This window comes from Komarekiella delphini-convector SJRDD-AB1 (assembly GCF_014831675.1).
GTDB lineage: Bacteria > Cyanobacteriota > Cyanobacteriia > Cyanobacteriales > Nostocaceae > Komarekiella.
Map to the genome: position 1 here is coordinate 1 of NZ_VJXY01000033.1, position 16,541 is coordinate 16,541.

The 16,541-nt window shown below is 42.0% G+C and carries 17 protein-coding genes; 6 read left to right on the forward strand and 11 right to left on the reverse strand.

Translation table 11 applies throughout. The features are described from left to right. The first annotated feature begins 546 nt into the window (after positions 1-546). Complete coding sequence (locus FNW02_RS24500) at positions 547-1,749, forward strand: glycoside hydrolase family 10 protein (RefSeq protein ID WP_191760095.1); 1,203 nt, start codon at positions 547-549, stop codon at positions 1,747-1,749. Between the two features lie 29 nt (positions 1,750-1,778). Here the strand turns inward: FNW02_RS24500 and FNW02_RS24505 are convergent, their stop codons facing one another. Beyond that, positions 1,779-3,062 (reverse strand): ankyrin repeat domain-containing protein, encoded by a 1,284-nt coding sequence (locus FNW02_RS24505; RefSeq protein ID WP_191760096.1) that lies wholly within the window; start codon positions 3,060-3,062, stop codon positions 1,779-1,781. 249 nt (positions 3,063-3,311) lie between these two features. Here FNW02_RS24505 and FNW02_RS24510 point away from each other — a divergent pair, with 249 nt between their 5' ends. Continuing rightward, a complete protein-coding gene (locus FNW02_RS24510) occupies positions 3,312-3,782 on the forward strand; it encodes a DUF4079 domain-containing protein (RefSeq protein ID WP_191760097.1) in 471 nt (156 codons plus the stop codon). A 65-nt stretch (positions 3,783-3,847) separates the two neighbouring features. Here the strand turns inward: FNW02_RS24510 and FNW02_RS24515 are convergent, their stop codons facing one another. After that, positions 3,848-4,519, reverse strand: a complete 672-nt coding sequence (locus FNW02_RS24515; RefSeq protein WP_191760098.1) for a DUF1997 domain-containing protein — start codon at positions 4,517-4,519, stop codon at positions 3,848-3,850. A gap of 179 nt (positions 4,520-4,698) precedes the next feature. Between FNW02_RS24515 and FNW02_RS24520 the strand changes: the two genes are divergently transcribed. Next, the gene (locus tag FNW02_RS24520) at positions 4,699-5,358 is read left to right on the forward strand and encodes an NAD(P)H-binding protein (RefSeq protein ID WP_191760099.1); all 660 of its coding nucleotides are present in this window, start codon (positions 4,699-4,701) and stop codon (positions 5,356-5,358) included. A 41-nt stretch (positions 5,359-5,399) separates the two neighbouring features. Here FNW02_RS24520 and FNW02_RS38920 read toward each other — a convergent pair whose 3' ends face one another. After that, a complete protein-coding gene (locus tag FNW02_RS38920; RefSeq protein WP_225225877.1) occupies positions 5,400-5,678 on the reverse strand; it encodes a hypothetical protein in 279 nt (92 codons plus the stop codon). Between the two features lie 63 nt (positions 5,679-5,741). Here FNW02_RS38920 and FNW02_RS24530 point away from each other — a divergent pair, with 63 nt between their 5' ends. Next, entirely contained in the window at positions 5,742-6,491 is a 750-nt protein-coding gene (locus tag FNW02_RS24530) for a hypothetical protein (protein ID WP_191760101.1), read from the forward strand. Here the strand turns inward: FNW02_RS24530 and urtE are convergent. Next, positions 6,454-7,152, reverse strand: coding sequence for an urea ABC transporter ATP-binding subunit UrtE (gene urtE / locus FNW02_RS24535; RefSeq protein ID WP_191760102.1), 699 nt, complete (start codon positions 7,150-7,152; stop codon positions 6,454-6,456). The genes FNW02_RS24530 and urtE overlap by 38 nt on opposite strands. Before the next feature lie 63 nt (positions 7,153-7,215). After that, entirely contained in the window at positions 7,216-7,383 is a 168-nt protein-coding gene (locus FNW02_RS24540; protein WP_431356823.1) for a CopD family protein, read from the reverse strand. Positions 7,384-7,639: 256 nt separating this feature from the next. Between FNW02_RS24540 and FNW02_RS24545 the strand changes: the two genes are divergently transcribed. Then, a complete protein-coding gene (locus tag FNW02_RS24545; RefSeq protein ID WP_191760103.1) occupies positions 7,640-8,248 on the forward strand; it encodes a Uma2 family endonuclease in 609 nt (202 codons plus the stop codon). Between the two features lie 18 nt (positions 8,249-8,266). Here FNW02_RS24545 and urtD read toward each other — a convergent pair whose 3' ends face one another. The 6 genes from urtD to FNW02_RS24575 form a co-directional block, all read right to left on the reverse strand. Beyond that, entirely contained in the window at positions 8,267-9,013 is a 747-nt protein-coding gene (gene urtD / locus FNW02_RS24550) for an urea ABC transporter ATP-binding protein UrtD (protein ID WP_191760104.1), read from the reverse strand. Continuing rightward, a complete protein-coding gene (gene urtC / locus FNW02_RS24555; RefSeq protein ID WP_191760105.1) occupies positions 8,988-10,106 on the reverse strand; it encodes an urea ABC transporter permease subunit UrtC in 1,119 nt (372 codons plus the stop codon). Before urtC ends, urtD begins: the two co-directional genes overlap by 26 nt. A gap of 30 nt (positions 10,107-10,136) precedes the next feature. After that, positions 10,137-11,297, reverse strand: coding sequence for an ABC transporter permease subunit (locus FNW02_RS24560; RefSeq protein WP_191760106.1), 1,161 nt, complete (start codon positions 11,295-11,297; stop codon positions 10,137-10,139). 139 nt (positions 11,298-11,436) lie between these two features. Next, the gene (urtA, locus tag FNW02_RS24565; protein ID WP_191760107.1) at positions 11,437-12,753 is read right to left on the reverse strand and encodes an urea ABC transporter substrate-binding protein; all 1,317 of its coding nucleotides are present in this window, start codon (positions 12,751-12,753) and stop codon (positions 11,437-11,439) included. Between the two features lie 182 nt (positions 12,754-12,935). Continuing rightward, positions 12,936-14,102 carry an NAD(P)/FAD-dependent oxidoreductase gene (locus tag FNW02_RS24570; protein WP_191760108.1) on the reverse strand — a complete coding sequence of 389 codons (1,167 nt, stop codon included), beginning with the start codon at positions 14,100-14,102 and terminating at the stop codon, positions 12,936-12,938. Positions 14,103-14,524: 422 nt separating this feature from the next. Continuing rightward, complete coding sequence (locus FNW02_RS24575) at positions 14,525-15,739, reverse strand: HhoA/HhoB/HtrA family serine endopeptidase (protein ID WP_191760109.1); 1,215 nt, start codon at positions 15,737-15,739, stop codon at positions 14,525-14,527. 321 nt (positions 15,740-16,060) lie between these two features. Between FNW02_RS24575 and FNW02_RS24580 the strand changes: the two genes are divergently transcribed. Then, positions 16,061-16,462, forward strand: a complete 402-nt coding sequence (locus tag FNW02_RS24580; RefSeq protein ID WP_191760110.1) for a metal-sensing transcriptional repressor — start codon at positions 16,061-16,063, stop codon at positions 16,460-16,462. Positions 16,463-16,541 lie beyond the last annotated feature (79 nt).

Here is a 16,541-nt window from a genome sequence, read left to right on the forward strand (position 1 = left end):
CGATGTATAGGCGGTTGTTGGTGCTGGTGATCCACTCACAGAATTTGTCCCATACGTTGGCGCTAGAGCGCTGTTGTAAGGTTGCTGTCATGGTTTTATAAGTGCGTTTGTTGATGAATGAATTAGGCTTTGTTTTCGCCTGTGAGAATAATATACACTGCTTTACAAAAGTTAATCAAGCTTTTAATGTTTTGTAAAGCTGATGCAAGAGATTAGTTTTACTTATAAGTTGGGAAAATGCGATACCTTCTCCACGAGACCGGAGGCGTAGCTTGCTTCCCCGTAGAGCTACGGTGAACTACGCTAACGCAGGTACAGTAGCCCCCACGCAGGTAGAGCCAAATTGAAATCAAAGTCGGCAAATTGTGAGATATTCTAGTATGTGATCGCGAAACTCACTACTATTCGCCCTAAATCTACAGTTGGCACAATTAACTTGCTAACTACGTCAAATTTCCTGCTGTGCTAAGTCTGTTGCATTTCTAATGCAACCGATGCTCAGGAAATGAACGATTAACCAATTCACCAATCTTTAAATAAGTTTAAATGCCTGTAGATTATATGGCGAGAAGATTCCATCACAAGACACTACTCAAGTGTTTTTTCCCGCTCCTGATTTTGATATCGTTTGTCATAGTATTGCTAGTTGATAATTTTACCCCTGCGATCGCGCAGTTACCCCGTCAGGAAATTCGCGGGGTGTGGATGACCAACAATGATTTTGACACCCTCAAACATCGGGATAAAGTGCAGGATGCCGTCAAGCAACTGCGGCAGCTAAATTTCAATACTATTTATCCCGTAGTATGGAATTCTGGTTATGTGATGTATCCCAGTGCTGTGGCACAACGTACAGGTATTCAACCATTTGTTTTGCGAGGTGCAGATGGACATGATATTCTTGCAGACTTGATTGCCCAAGCCCATCGTCAGGGGTTACTCGTAATTCCTTGGTTTGAGTTTGGTTTCATGGCTCCCCCAACATCAGAATTAGCCTTAAATCATCCAGATTGGTTCACGCAAAAGCGAGATGGTAGCCAAACTTCAATTAGCGCTGCGGGTGAAGTGATGTGGCTCAATCCTTTCCATCCAGAAGTACAGCAGTTTATCAGCAATCTCGTGCTAGAAATCGTCAGCCAATATGATGCCGATGGTATTCAGTTTGACGATCACATGAGTTTGCCCTACGAATTTGGCTACGATAAATACACGGTTGACTTATACACCCAAGAAACCAAAAATAATCCCCCTACAAATCCTCAAGACCAAGCATGGATGCGCTGGCGAGCAGATAAAATCACGGCGTTTATGGTAAAACTCAATCAAGCTGTCAAAGCTGTAAAACCCCAAGCAATCTTCTCCGTTTCTCCCAATTACTACGACTTTGCTTATAAATTTCAACTGCAAGACTGGCTTGCTTGGATGCGGCTCAATATTGTAGACGAGCTAATTGTGCAAATTTATCGTCCCAATCTGCAAAGTTTTATCGCTAAAATGTCTCGCCCGGAAATTCAAGAAGCTCAGCAAATGATTCCAACTGGAGTTGGCATTATGACAGGGTTACAAAATAATCGAGTTCCAATGCAACAAATTAAGTCCCAAGTGCGGGCAGCCCAAGAACGTGGTTTGGGCGTGGCCTTCTTCTACTACAAAAGCCTTTGGGATGATGCCCCAGAACCTTTACCTGCTCGTCAGGCTGCATTTCAAAGCTTCTTCCCTGCTCCCGCGTTCCGTTCTGCAATGGAATAACCTTTCGACATAGGTGCGTAGACGAGAGGCTATTCCTGTGCCCCAGCTTTTTGCAGACTCCGTACTACATTCCTATATCCATTAAATTCGGCAATCATCAAAGCAGTATAACCACCTCGGTTTTTCAAATTCACACCTGCCCCAGCTTGGAGTAATATCTGCACAGCCTCACTATAACCAGCTGAGGCTGCCCACATCAGCGCTGTTGCTCCCGCTGAGTCTTGAAAATTCACATCTGCACTCTTTATCAGGAGTAACTTTATTACTTCTATGTAGTTACCTGTCGCTGCTTTGATCAAAGCAGTTTTGCCATCATCTCCTGGAGTGTTAGGGTTAGCGCCATACTCTAGCAACACCTTTACTGTTTTGGTGTCACCCTGCGATACCGCCAGTGTTAAAGGCATCTCACCGAGGTTTTTTTCATGAATATTACCTCCAGAACGCAGCAGTGCCTCAACAATTTGGCTGTGTCCCTGTAACGCTGCTACAAGCAGTGGTGTATCACCCAGGTGGTTTCTAATTTGCACATCTGCACCCCGGTTAAGTAACGCTTGCACCACATCAACGTAGCCTTCCACAACGGCAATGTGTAGGGCAGTTTCACCGTCTTGGTCTTGGAGATTAATCTCGGCATTTCGATCTAGTAAAGCATTTGCGATCGCACTATGTCCCGCAGCGGCAGCGGCAAACAACGCAGTTCCACCACTGGAGTTTCTCATATTCACGTCGGCCCCTGCCTCTAGCAGTGCTTGCACAACCTCTAAATGTCCCAAGTCTGCTGCTACCATCAAGGGCGTCTCACCCTCTTCATCTGGGATATTAACGTCCGCACCAGTTTGAAGGATTGCTTGGACAATTTCTATGTTTCCCTGCTTAACTGCTAGTTTCAAAGCAGTATCATCATCTTTATCTGCGATATTCACTTGAGCACCAGCAGCCAATAATACTCTCACCACATCGACATAACCTTTGAGTACTGCTGCCATCAAAGCCGTGCTCCCATCTTCATTTGTAGCATTCACATCAGCTCCTCTAGATACTAAAAGCTGCACAATGTCAAGCTGATTAGCACTAGTTGCCAACATCAAAGCAGTTAAACCATAGAGTTTTCTAGACAAGTTAATATTTGCCCCAGCGTCCAGCAGCGATCGCACAATTTCGGTGTAGCCTAAATTGGCAGCAAACATTAATGCTGTAGTACCATTGCGATCACACGCATCTACCTTAGTACCAGCAGCTAGTAATCCACACAGCCGTTTGATATCACCGCTTTTAGCAGCTATTAGCAGTAAAGTCTCGTTGTTTTCAGTCATGAATGAGATCCCGCACAGGCGAGTTTTGTTCGTCTACCCTCAAAATTTAGTCTGAGATTGTTTATCCACTTTTGCAAGAGGGTGGATGGGAAAGAGGAGGGGGAGCCAGGGAAGTGAGGGGAGTGGGAAAAGTAGAGAAAGCAAAATCTTCCTCATTTTCCTTATTCTGTTTTACTCTGTGCAACTTTAAACACAGACAATAGAGTTATGCTAATTTTTATGAAGATTTAATACTTGGGCGAGGACACGATGAGTTTGGAACTTTCTCCATCGGTTAAATATGGACTGAACTTCTTTCACCCAGTGATGATGTGGGCGCTGTTGGCACTCTCAATTTATGCTGCCTACTTGGGGCTGCAAGTACAGCGTACCAGAAATGCTCAGGGTGAAGAAAAAAAAGAACTGATCAAAGGTAGATATAACGTTAGACACTACCAAATGGGATCTATACTCTTAGCTTTGATGGTGGCGGGTGCGATCGGTGGTATGGCTGTCACCTACATCAATAATGGTAAGTTGTTTGTGGGGCCTCACCTGCTAGCAGGGCTAGGTATGACAGGTATGATTGCATTTTCTGCTTCCCTATCTCCTTACATGCAAAAAGGGGCAAATTGGGCACGCGCAACTCATATTCTGCTGAATTTTGCACTTTTAGGGCTTTTCGTTTGGCAGGCTATCTCTGGTGTGCAAATTGTTCAAAAAATTCTCACTCAGGCCTAGTAAGTAGTCAAGAGTCCAAGTTGAGAGTTTTTTTGACTCTTGACTCTTGACTCTTGACCATTAACTCACCGCTTTTTTTTAGAATTAACAGGAAAGGGTATTCCCAAAAATTGATGAAAATCTTCTTGAACTTTACGAGTTAAGCGGCGGGAGACTTGGCGGACTATTTGGTTAAGTAAGCGATCGCCTGTAGATTGAATTAAAGATTTGGGTAATCGTTGAATAAACCTGGGAAAGTGAAGATCAACTACTAAATCCAATTCCCATTCAACTCGTGTAAGACTATCACTGGTGTAAACATCATCTTCTATCAACTGTAGCGCTGCCCGGTAGTCTACGTCATAGCCAGGAGGTTGGTAATTAGGAATGGGGATTGTACGGATGCGGTAAATACCTTCCTCTGGAGGTAATAATTCCAAACCAATTTTTGGCTCAACTTCATAACCAAAAGAAGCAAAACGACCAATTACTAAAGCGTAGCCATTTTCTCCCAGTGGTTGCACCTTCATAGGTTCAGCGCAGCGCGAAAACCATGAGGCATGAGCATTAAGATACTCCGCAACTTTATGTGCTGGAGCAGGCATTTCCATAAAGTCTTGATAACGACCGTAAAATTTTGTTAGCGTCGCTACATTTGCTTCTGTTGATGCATTCTCAACTTCTGCTTGGCTTGATACCACAGGTAAAACTGCTTTTGTTATTTCTAAGGATTGATATTCGCCGTTTGTCGAAAGCATAAATGCAGTACTGTATATTTTGGCGTTCGTCTATATTAATAATTCCCAGCTTACTTGGATCGTTTCGCACTAATATCCCATTTTGACGGAAACCTCAATAATCTGCCATCTACTCCATAGAATTACTAAAATTAAAGAACTGAACAAGCACACATTAGTTTCCCAGGATAGCGTTGATCATGAAAGCATTTGTAGCAGGAGCAACAGGTGAAACAGGTCGCCGGATTGTGCAACAGCTAGTAACGCGCAATATTCCCGTCCGAGCTTTGGTAAGGGATACGGACAAAGCTAGGGGTATTCTGCCTCCAGAGACAGAATTGGTGATAGGTGACGTGTTACAACCAGAAAGTTTGACTGCTGCCTTGGGAGACAGTACAGTCCTGCTGTGTGCTACTGGCGCACAACCTAGCTTTGACCCCACTGGCCCCTACAAGGTGGATTTTGAAGGTACTAAAAATTTAGTAGATGCTGCTAAGGCAAAAGGAATTGAGCATTTTGTGTTTGTTTCTTCTTTGTGTACTTCCCAGTTGTTTCATCCACTGAACTTGTTTTGGCTGATTTTGGTGTGGAAAAAGCAAGCTGAGGAGTACATCCAGAAGAGTGGTCTTACCTATACTATTGTGCGACCTGGTGGGTTGAAGAATGAAGATAACTCCAACCCCATTGTGATGCAGAGTGCTGACACATTGTTCGACGGTAGTATTCCCAGAGAAAAAGTCGCTCAAGTTTGTGTTGAAGCCCTATTTGAACCAGCCGCAGGTAATAAAATTATTGAGGTTGTTGCTAAACCAGAGGCTACCTTTAAGAGCTTTGGGGAGCTATTTGCTAACGTCGCCTGATGAAATAGTGCTGTTAGCGATAGCGGGGCGTTTAGCTGCTACTAAGTTAAAAGTTGCCCTTTCAAGGTGTAGTGTATTTTTGTTGATGTGCTTTGTCTTGAAAAGTGACGCTCGTTTCTCTCTACGAGACGCTGCGCTATCGCTAACGCTTCTCTACGAGAGTGAATCTCTTTATACCCAACCACCTTGGGTGATTTTAATTTTAAGCCTTTGCGATCGCTAAAACTAAAACGCAGAAATTTGTTGATTAGTGTTGAAAGTTTAGTAGGTTTTGCGATCGCCAGCTTAATCGGTTTTGATGGCGAGCCAGCTATGATCAAGAAATCTTGCCCAATCCAAGTCTCAAGATGGGTTGTAGGTTGATTTCAATATAGGTGTATTTTATGACACTGGAAATAGATCTAAATTTGCCTGAAGAAGTTTGGCAACGTTTGCAAACAGCGAAAGAAATTGTCGACCAAAGCGTTAACTCTATAACTAACTCAGCACAGCAAGTTGGGGAATCTTTAAAGGAAACTGCAACCACAACGAGCGACAAAGCAATTAATACAGTTACAGCTAGCTTAGAACAAAGTTGGCAAACAGCTGAGCAAATTAAGAGTACAACATCGGGAGCAGTTACAACTGCGATTGCTTCGTCTGCGAGTGATTGGCTAACACAACATCCTGGATTTTTTAAGTTAGTTCAAATATTGGCTTGGGCAGCTAATCACCCAATTATTAGTTTAGTAATCCTCCTAATCGGGCTGTCTTTACTTGGGAGCATCATCAAGGCAATTGTACGTTTGATTGAAACAGCTAGCTGGTCAATACTCCAAGTACCATTAAAATTAATTCAGGCATTTATTAAAATTAGCTTTCTCTCTCTAAAGAAAGTTGGCAACTTTGCTATTCAAACAATTACAGATAATAAAAAAACTGATAATTTACAGGCTTTGCTACCTGTAAATTATCTAACAATTTATCAAGATAAACAGCAACGCTTAGCAGAAATCTCTAGTCGCTTAGAGGCTATTCAAAAAGAACAAAATGAGCTTTTACAAGAAGCAGCAGACTTGATTGGTTCAGATGTGATTGATGTAAAAGTTCCAGAAATTAAACCGCTAAAAACCTTTGAATCACATCTTGGCTGAGTTCATCAGTTGAACCAGAGGCGACAATACCACCTTTTTGCATAGCGTAATAGTAATCAGCCTGACGGACAAAGTGCAAGTGTTGCTCTACCAATAGGACAGAAATACCTGTGGTTTCCACGATGCGACGCACTGCGGCTTCAATTTCTAGGATAATTGAGGGTTGAATACCTTCGGTAGGTTCATCCAATACGAGTAATTGGGGTTTTCCCATTAAAGCACGTGCGATCGCTAATTGTTGCTGCTGTCCGCCACTCAAATCACCACCCATCCGCGAAAGCATCGTTTTGAGTACAGGAAATAAGCTAAAAACTTCCTCTGGAATTTCTACTTTTTTTACTTGCTTCCTTCTAGCTTCTAAACCCAGCAGCAAATTTTCTTTTACAGTTAATCTGGGGATAATTTCTCGCCCTTGGGGAACATAACCAATTCCCAACTTTGCCCTTTTATCTGGAGATTTAGAGTTGATTAATTCTCCAGCAAAGTTAATTGTACCACTACGAGGTTTGAGTAAGCCTATAATTGTTTTGAGCATGGTTGTTTTACCTACACCATTTCGTCCAATTAAACACACCATTTGCCCAGATGGTACGTTCAAATCTACGTTGCGGAGAATATGGCTTTCACCGTAGTAAACGTTTAGGTTGGAGATTTTTAGCATTGTAAGTCCTATATAAATAATACGGAAATCTCACGCAGGGTAAGCTTCAACCGGGTTGTTGGACTAGTGGCTGTGCATACGGCTATACTCTCTCTTCAAAGCACTCCTTACAGGCTCTTGGCGTTCTTCCGCTTCAATGTGATACATGAAGAGACGTGGCAAATAAAACAAGCCAGCGAACCAAGCTACAAATCCAAGAATGTGGAATGACTTGAACCAAAGATATGCCATAAATCTTTCAATACCTTTGAGATGAGCTACCTTCTATGCTACAGATAATACGTTACAACCTCAAACTAACCACCCACACTACCGGATTTTTAATTCTTAATATAGTACTGTTACAATAGTTGAAAAGTTTCTGCACTATAGTCACCTAATACCCAAGCCAGAATACCTGTAAGCTATACTGACTCCACATCATGTATTGGATTAGAATGGCAAGAATATTCAGTGGTAGTTTGTGTAGGGTAAGAAAGCAAAGCTAATGACCCAAACGACGAAAACTCAAAAACTGCTGACCTTTGAGGAGTATCTTACCTATGATAATGGTACAGACACGCGCTATGAGTTGGTGGATGGAGAACTAGTCGAGATGCCACCAGAAAGTCAGGAAAATAGCAACCTGGCAAGATTTTTATTCGTTGAACTACTAAAACATTTCCCCTTTTATTTAGTTGCTCACAAGGATACAGAAATTGAGGTGGCTGGGCGACGGGCGAGATGTCGTTTACCTGATTTAATGGTTCACACAGAAGAATCTTATGCTGCCCTTATCGGTGCTACTCGTGCCACCCTCACCCGTGATATGCCACCGCCTGCGCTAGTGATTGAAATTGTTTCTCCAGGAACAGCAAACCGTGCTCGTGATTATCGCTACAAGCGGACGGAGTATGCTGCTAGGGAAATATTGGAGTATTGGATTGTTGACGCACAGATGCGACAAATTACGATTTGCCAGTGGGTGGAGGGACAATATGAGGATAAGGTATTTATAGGTACGGCTTGCATGAAATCAGTGGTAATTGCTGATTGGGGGCTAACAGTAGAGCAGGTGTTTAACAGCGCAAACCGACCAGAATTAGCAAGCGAATAGAAAGTGTGGTCGCGTTTTTCATTCTTGCTGTTGTCCTAAATATACTTCAATTACACGAGAATCATTTTGCACTTCTTCAAAACTGCCTTCGCACAGCACCGAACCTTCATGCAGTACTGTGACTTTGCGAGCGATTTGGCGCACAAATTCCATATCATGTTCAATTACTAAAATTGAATGATTTTGAGCTAATGCTAAAAGTAGTTCGCCGATATTGTAGGTTTCTTCGTCTGTTAAACCGGCAACTGGTTCATCAACAAGTAATAAATCAGGTGACTGTGCTACTAACATCCCAATTTCTAAACGTTGCTTTTCTCCGTGGGAAAGTAAAGTTGCTGGAATGTCTGCTTTAATAGTTAAACCGATAGTTTCCAATAACCCTTTTATGCTATTTTTTTCAGCAGCATCAGGACGCCCAAATAAAGTAGAAAAGGCATTTTTATTGCGGTTACTAGTAATTTCTAGATTTTCACGAGGTGTTAAGTTAAGGTAAATTCGAGGCGTTTGAAACTTGCGTCCAATTCCCAACCGTGCAATTTGATGTTCAGGTAAAGAACGTAGATTTTTACCTTTAAATAAAACTCGTCCAATGGTTGGTTGGACTTTACCCGTAATTACATCAAGAAACGTTGTTTTTCCAGCACCATTGGGGCCAATTACTACCCGCAATTCACCTAAATCCATGCTAAAGTTCAGCTGATTTAGCGCCTTAAAGCCGTCAAAACTAACAGTTACGTTTTCAGTTTCCAATATTTTGGCGTTCATGTTGCACTTGAGCGTCTTCTTCCAGGGTGGGATATGTAGCAATTTGTTGACGACGGTTGAAAAGAGGAATGTTTTGACTACGCAACCATCCTACTATGCCATCAGGAAGCACTGTGACAACTATCAAAAATAGTGCTCCTTGGAAAAATAACCAGATTTCGGCAAATTGTTCACTTAAAAAAGCGCGAGCATAATTTACTAACAAAGCTCCAACAATTGCCCCAATTAAAGTAGCACGTCCCCCTACCGCCACCCAAATCACCATTTCAATCGAAAAAGCAATATCCATTGCTCTAGGTGATACAGAACCACTCTGGAGGGTGTAAAATGCTCCTGCTATGCCTGCGATCGCACCTGAAACTGCAAACACTACTACTTTAAAATCTGTAGGGTCATAGCCAGAAAATCTGACCCGACTTTCATCATCACGAATAGCTATTAATAATCTACCAAAGCGTTCACTTGTCAACCAGCGACAAATTCCGTATGTGGCTGCGAGAAATATTACCGTCAGGATGTAGAAAACAAATTGGGTTTTTGCATCACTAACTGTTGCACCAAACAAAGTTGTGAAATCTATGAGTCCATTCGTCCCATTGAAAAGTTGTTGTTGACCATTAAAGAAATTGAAAAATACTATAGTTGCGGCTTGAGTCAAGATAGAAAAATAAACTCCCTTCAGCCGATTACGAAATACTAAATATCCTAATACTCCTGCTAATAACCCTGGAATTAGCACCACAGCAACTATTGTCAAAGGAAAAGAATAAAAAGGTTGCCAAAACCAGGGTAATTCCGTTACCCCATAAAGACTCATGAAATCAGGTAACTCACCAGTAGGGACTTGTAGTTTCAGGTACATTGCGATCGCATATCCACCTAAACCAAAGAAAATTCCATGTCCCAAACTCAGTAACCCAGTATAACCCCAAATCAAATCAATACCCAAAGCCACAATTGCCAGAGACAAAAATCGCCCTAGCAAATTCAAACGAAACTCCGAAAGCACTGCTGGCATAATTAAGATAAGGATAAGTGCGATCGTAACCACTACACCCACCTCAATTAGTAACCTTCCTCTTTTCCTTCTCATTCTCTGCGCCTCCGCGCCTCTGCGTGAGATTTAAACATCAACAGTACGACCTTTTTGCGGAAAAATCCCCCCAGGCTTCCACTGTAAAAACACAATAATCAGCGCAAATACCATCACCTTAGCCATACTTGTCGTGGCAAAAAAAGTAAAGAAATCTGCCAAAGGTTTAAAAGGACTCAACAACAAAGCCAGAGTACCAGAACCAATTAAAAAATTAGCTGTACCAATTCCCAACGCTGCCACAATAGTACCCGCCAAGTTGCCCACACCGCCTACCACAACAACCATAAAAGTATCGATAATATAATTTTGTCCCGTATTTGGGCCAACAGAACCGAGCAAACTAATAGCACATCCAGCCACACCAGCTAAACCCGAACCCAGAGCAAAAGTCATAGCATCAACTTTTTGAGTTGGGATACCCAAACAAGCACTCATACTCCGATTTTGCGTAACAGCTCGAATCCTTAAACCCCAGTTAGAACGTTGTAAAAATAAGTAAATTCCAGCCACACAAATTATCGTCAAAGCAATAATAAATAACCTAGCAAATGGTAATTGCACACCACCCAACGATATCCCAGCTTGTAACCAGGTAGGAGCTGTTACATCTACATTTTGAGCACCAAACCAAGGTTGAGTTACCGTTTGTTGGTAAGTTTGGCTCAATAAATTGCCAGTTGCTATTGTCACCCCCAGCGATAGTAACAACATCACCGCCACAATCCAGTTACGAACTCTACCCAAATTTGTACGGGAATTTAAAATCCATAAACCTCCAAAAAACAGTAGGGAAAAAAGTCCAATACCAATTACCAATATCCAATTCACGCTGCGAACAAACTGCTGAAAAATCAAACTTACTCCCCACGTTGCTAATAGAGTTTCTAAAGGGCGTCCATAGAGATAACGAATCACGCCTCTTTCTAGAATTAATCCCACAGCAGCCGTGAAAATAAAAGCGATAATTAACGCCAAAAATATATAACCTTCAAACCACAACCCACCTAATTGTTTACATAAATTTTGGACAACAAATGTTGCGTAAGCGCCGAACATCATCAATTCACCATGCGCCATATTGATGACACCCATCAATCCAAATATAATAGCTAGTCCCAACGCAGCAATTAGTAATACAGCGCCAATACTAACACCATTAAATACAGCTTCCAAAAAACCTGTTAACACTTTTTTCCTCAAAAGATATCAGCTTGTTGTTAGTAAATAGTCAATGCTCAACATACTTTTCTTAGTGTCTTCGTGCCTTAGTGGTGATTTACTTTTGAAACACAGAAACACAAAGACACTAAGGTGAAAAGTCTTTGGCTTAGACTTTCTTGTACTTACCACCCTTAGCCGGGTCAGACCAATCACAAGCAAATCCTTTAGTTTCCTTCACATACTGATTCCAGGGAACTGGCTCAACTGGTGCAGGAGTAGCATAGACAATATCAAACAAACCATCTTCCCTTACTTGACCAATCCGCACAATTTTGGATATGTGATTATTGGCGTTCATTGTCACTTTGCCTTCAGGTGCATCGATAGTTTGACCGTATGCCGCAGTACGCACTTTAGCTAAGTCAGTAGTGCCGGCTTTTTCTACTGCTTGCTTCCACAAATAAACTGCAATGTATGCTGCTTCCATTGGGTCATTTGTTACCCGATTTTCACCATATTCTTTCTTAAAAGCTGCAACAAACTTCTTGTTAGCAGGTGTGTCTACTGTCTGAAAGTAATTCCAAGCAGCGTAATGACCTTTGAGATACTCTACACCAATTGCTTTAACTTCTTCTTCAGCAATACTTACTGACATAGAAGGATATTTTTCTGGTGTCAATCCAGCCCCTTTCAATTGTTTGAAAAAAGCCACATTACTATCACCATTTAGTGTATTGTAAATTACGCCGCCGTTAGGCAAATTTTGCTTAATTTTAGTGATGATAGATGTGACTTCTGTGTTACCTAGTGGTAAGTAATCCTCACCAACTGTTGTTCCGCCGAGAGCTTCTAATTGAGATTTAACTATTGTATTAGCAGTACGTGGAAAAACATAGTCAGAGCCAACTAAAAAGAACTGTTTCCCTTTATTTTTTAACAGCCAATCAACAGATGGTTCAATTTGTTGATTTGGGGCTGCACCTGTGTAAAAAATGTTTTTAGAACACTCTTGACCTTCGTACTGCACAGGATACCAGAGCATGTGGTTTTTGCTCTCAAATACTGGCTTAACATTCTTGCGACTAGCAGAAGTCCAACAACCAAAAATTACAGCAGTTTTATCTTGATCAATTAGTTTGGTTGCTTTTTCTCTAAAGGTATCCCAGTTAGAAGCACCATCTTCAACAATTGCTGTGATTTGTTTACCTAAGACACCACCAGCAGCGTTAATTTCCTTAATGGCTAATTTTTCAGCATCTACAACGCTTTTTTCACTAATAGACATTGTGCCACTCAGAGAGTGCAAAATACCAACTTTGATCGTGTCACCACTAGTCGCGGCGACAGGAGAAGCATTGGGAGAAGCGGCTGGATTCTCTGTAGCATTTGGGGAGTTATTCGCGCAAGCTTTCAGAAAAATGCTGCTACCAAAAGTTACAGAGCCGTAAATCAAAAAATTACGTCGATTAAATCGTCTACTCATCTTTTTATCAATTCTCTTCTCAATGGATCAGCTAGCTAATAGCAAGCTGACAATTTAAACCTTTAAACTGTGATATTAGTGCGTTATTTGACAATTAAAAAGTTATTTTTGATACAATTTGTTCTGTTTTGTTAACCCAAAATTAACCAGGTTAAGAAGAATCAATATTTGTAAAATTATTACTAGCGGTGAGGAGATAGCTGAGCAATAATTTCATCTTGCTTGCCGATCGCAAAGTCAGCAAAGCGCCTTGCTAAGGGCGGTACAATCACTAGGGGGTTGCTAAAACCAGAAAAAATATGAATACCATCAAATCCGGGGACAGCACCAATTAAAGGTAGTTTATCGCTACTAAATGCCACCAAACAATGATGCCAAGTTCCTGGTAAGTTTCCCAAGGCTGGTAGGACTTGAGTAATGCTTTTTCGCAACCATTTTTCACTTGCTTCTGAGTTTACCTTGGCATGAGAATCTGTGAGAACACGGCTAATTTGACCTAAGCGTAAGCTACCATCTTGAAATTGAATCGCACCAGCATCTAAAATCGGCGGTACTGGTTCATTACCTGGTTGATTCCACAATTCATCAACTTGAGTAGATTCAGCTTCTAATTGAAACCGTTGCACTTTAGCTGGCATAACTAAAGTGCGTAACCTCAGATCAACGGGTGGTGTTTCAATAATTTCTGCGTGAGTAAAATATAGCTTAATAGGAATACCCGCTGATTGTAATAGTTGTCGGCTCAGTCCACCCGCACAAATGACAACGTTAGCGCTGTGGTAAGTTGTAGTAGTTGTTTTTACACCATGTTGCACTATTTGTAATACTTGAGTAATCTGCATTTCACCCCCAGCACGCAGAAAAGCTTGAATATAAGCTTGTGCTATTTTCTCCGGGTGGATATGACCATGTTTGACAGTTAAAGCACCAGAAATCGCCTCTCTATTCAGTAGTGGTTCCAACTCACAAGCTTCTTGTTTACTGAGTAGACGGGGTGGAATAGCGAAATGCGCGTAAGATGCAGCAGTTGCTTCTGGGTCACTATCGGCTGCAATAGTTAGTAATAAGTCTAATTCGCGAAATTGGATATCAGCGTCTAACTCTTGAGATAGGATATGGTAAAGTGCGTAGGCGTAGCCAGTCGTAGACATCGCCTCTTGGCACAATTGCCGAGTTAGGGGTGTAGTTCCTGACCAATAAGCAAGCCCACCATAACTATAACGAGTTGCATTTTGTGGTGTTTCGTATTGCTCTAATAAAAGTACAGCAAAACCTGTTTTGACTAATTCATAGGCAAGTGCAGCACCCGTAATTCCACCGCCAACTACAATCCAGTCGTAGGTTTTCATCTAATATATTGCGTGTAAACGACTTAAAAGATATTCTCTCGCAAAAATAAGCGATTGTTCTTTGTCGCAATCCAGATAAGCAACACGGGATATTGGTAAATTTTTTATAAATTAAACCACAGATAAACATAGCGAAAATTTCTGTAGGCGCAGAGAAGTCTGAGCGCCGGCGTCCGGCGCTCAGAACTTCTCCCTTCGCGTAGCGTCTCGTAGAGAAGGGGAGACGCCAAAGGCGAACGGGGTTTCCCAACCTAAGAAACTTTTCAAGACAGATGAACACCGATGAATTATCTGTGTTTATCTGTGTTCATCTGTGGTTACTTTTTTTGCTTATACCGATTCAATTAATGATTGCAACAAATCCTTTGGTAGAGAGGTTGCATTGCAACCTCTCTACATGGTCTTGGTACTTCGGTAACTAATTACGAAGCATTTTGTAACTCAGCTGTGCGGACTGAAAGTTGTTGTGTCTGATTACCCCGTTGCACTTTCACCTGCAAAGTTTGACCGAGGCGACTGTCTTCGACAATATTTTGTAATTGTTCGGCAGTGGTGATTGGTCTACCATCAATTTGAACAATTACATCGCCACGCCGCATACCCGCCGTAGCAGCTGGAGAGTTTGGTATAACTCGCATTACCAAAACACCGTTAACTTCTGGTATCTGGATAGGAGAATTAGGATCAGTGTTATTTTGCTTAGCTAACTGGGGTGTCAAAGTTAGCATTTGTACACCTAAATAGGGGTGAGCAACTTTACCGTCGCGTTGCAGTTGAGTTGCGATCACTTTGGCTTTATCTATAGGAATAGCAAACCCAATACCCATCGCATCAGGGCGAATGGCTGTGTTGATCCCAATCACTTCACCGCGGCCATTCAGCAGTGGCCCGCCAGAATTACCAGGGTTAATCGCTGCATCGGTTTGAATAAACTCTAGGCGTTTATCAATAATGCCAACTTGAGCACTAGAACGCTTGAGCGTGCTAACAATTCCCAAAGTAACGGTATTATCAAATCCTAAAGGATTCCCAACTGCGATCGCCCAGTCTCCTACCTGTACATTATTAGAAGAACCCAAAGGCGCAACTGGTAAATCGTTACCAGCGTTTATCTTGACTACCGCCAAATCTGTGACTTCATCAATTCCTTGAACCTTCCCTTCAAAGGTGCGACCATCTTTGAGGCGGACTGTCACCTTATCAGCTTTATCGACCACATGAGCATTGGTCAAAACTAACCCGCTCTTATCAATAATGAAACCAGAACCTAGACCGCGCAATTGCTCAGAAGGCATCTGTTGAGGTAAGCCCTCACCAAAAAACCGACGGAACAACGGGTCTTCAAAAAATGGATCAACACGCCGAGTAATTGTACGTTCTGTATCTATCCGTACAACTGCTGTGCCAACACGATTTACTGCTGCTGTGACAAAGCTACTGCTACCTATAGCAGCATTTGCTGGTGATTGGCGTTGAGCTATGAGTTCTGGCGCATCACTAGCAGTAGTGGTGGGCGCGGGTTCTGCTTGAGAAGGCAATACCTGGAGGCTGCTAACCGTTAACATAACTCCTAGCGCGATCGCTAACACATGAGTACAGAATTGGCGTACAGACGAGGGTAGTTTGGAAATTCGCATAATCACAACCTAATTTAGAAACGTAATTTTGTTATTTAGTCGTGACAAATCTTTCTACAGTTATTTTTGCAGGATTGACGTTTACTCTCTGGTTCCAGTTTCGCCTACTCTCCCCAACCTTGGAGTTGAGGCATAGTGCAAATTACCTGTAATCAAATTAATTGAATTTTTAGCCCAAAAGCTATTATGGAGATTCACCCTTGAGAGGTACGGATCTCACCCAATAATTGAGGATTTGGAAAACTCTTCCTCAGTCCCCAATCCCAATCACCAGTCCCCTGTTAGGCTAGGATCTGAGTATTACCAGCACTTTGATAACCCATGAATGGATCAAACCGATTAGGTCAAGAATCCTTGCCTATATTCCAGCAAGCAGAACACTCCCACAGTCACAATACAGACCAAAAGCATACAGATTATACTCCTGAAGATGGAGAGTCGGTTCATCCTCATGTCCATAGTGAAGAGTCGTTGCGGCGAATTGTCAATCGGTTATCGCGTATAGAAGGACATGTTCGCGGCATTAAGACAATGGTGCAGCAAAGTAGCCCTTGTCCTGATGTTTTGTTGCAAATTGCCGCAGTCCGGGGCGCAATAGATCGGGTAGCACGAATAGTTTTAGATGAACATTTAACTGAGTGTATTGCCAGAGCCGCCAAAGAGGGCAATATGGAAGTTGAAATTGAACAGTTAAAAGCTGCTTTAGATCGGTTTTTGCCCTAAGTAGGCTAAAAAACCATTACACAGTGAATTGAACAATAAGATCAAAAGATTCCTGAATTATTAGAAAAGTTAGGGATCT